Origin of the sequence: Bartonella sp. CM120XJJH (genome assembly GCF_042194715.1) — a bacterium.
Lineage (GTDB): Bacteria > Pseudomonadota > Alphaproteobacteria > Rhizobiales > Rhizobiaceae > Bartonella.
This window is the reverse complement of record NZ_JBHINE010000086.1, coordinates 1-898: the sequence shown is the minus strand read 5'-3', so window position 1 is coordinate 898 and position 898 is coordinate 1. Positions and strand designations below refer to the sequence as shown.

The following is an 898-nucleotide window of genomic DNA, read 5'->3' as shown; positions in this document are numbered from 1 at the left end:
CGTGAGATTGTTCTATTTCCCAGCGTCCTGGTGTCGCAGAGACGGCAATCGTTTGCGGGCGCATCGCATCCCATTCTATTCCCATGAAAAATTGATACAATCTTTTCCAGAAAAAGTTTTACCCTTAGGCGATGATGTTTGTTTTATTTGCGGGCATGGTTCCAAAAGTAACATAGACTATGAGCACCAATGGAATCCTTTTCTTCAAGAGATTTGAGAGGGAGGACATCAAAAACCCGCTTTAGAGCGGGTTTTTCTCAATGTTAATTCAATTTACTGGAGCATAGCAGACATGATTTAAGCCATCATTGCCTCGAAAAGTTCCTGTTTTAGGGTTGAAGGAGCGGTATTTTTTCTTGCAATAGTTAAGCCAATCAGATTCGAATGATTGCTGGAGTGGCTCATATTCCACCGTTTGCTGCACTTGATATACCCTTTGATTTTGCGGAACTTTTTGATAAATTACCTGATCTTGTGGTGTGTCTTGATAGACAATTTGTGGCTGTTCTGGTTTTTTTAAAATTTTAATAAGAATTGCACCTGTTGCAAGAGCAAGAATACCCAATGCTAAAGCATTTCCTTGAATATTACTGTGTTTTGTCTTTTGGTGTTCGACATAATGATATGTCTTGCTTTCAACGTGATGATGTTGTTGTTCTCTCCATCTACGGCTGACATAATGACGCTTGTGGGGATCATCAAAAGAGTAATGTTTACTATGAAAAGAATGAGAGCTAAAATTGCGAGAGGGTAAACCAGCCTCTCTCCTCATATCATAGCTATGATACGATGCCATATCCGCAAGCGTTGCATTTAGCGGCATCAAAACGGTTGCCGTTGACATTGCTGATAATACCGCTAACCTGATCATCTTTTTCATCATGATGCTCCTTGTGTA

At 40.1% G+C, this 898-nt stretch carries 1 protein-coding gene and 1 pseudogene; one reads left to right on the top strand and one right to left on the bottom strand.

The genetic code is table 11. The features are described from left to right. Window positions 1-70: 70 nt before the first annotated feature. Window positions 71-217: pseudogene (locus ACFIKU_RS09885) on the top strand (MBL fold metallo-hydrolase); the annotation flags it as partial. Window positions 218-268: 51 nt separating this feature from the next. Here ACFIKU_RS09885 and ACFIKU_RS09880 read toward each other — a convergent pair. Next, window positions 269-880 carry a BA14K family protein gene (locus tag ACFIKU_RS09880; RefSeq protein WP_375657405.1) on the bottom strand — a complete coding sequence of 204 codons (612 nt, stop codon included), beginning with the start codon at window positions 878-880 and terminating at the stop codon, window positions 269-271. Between the last annotated feature and the right edge of the window lie 18 nt (window positions 881-898).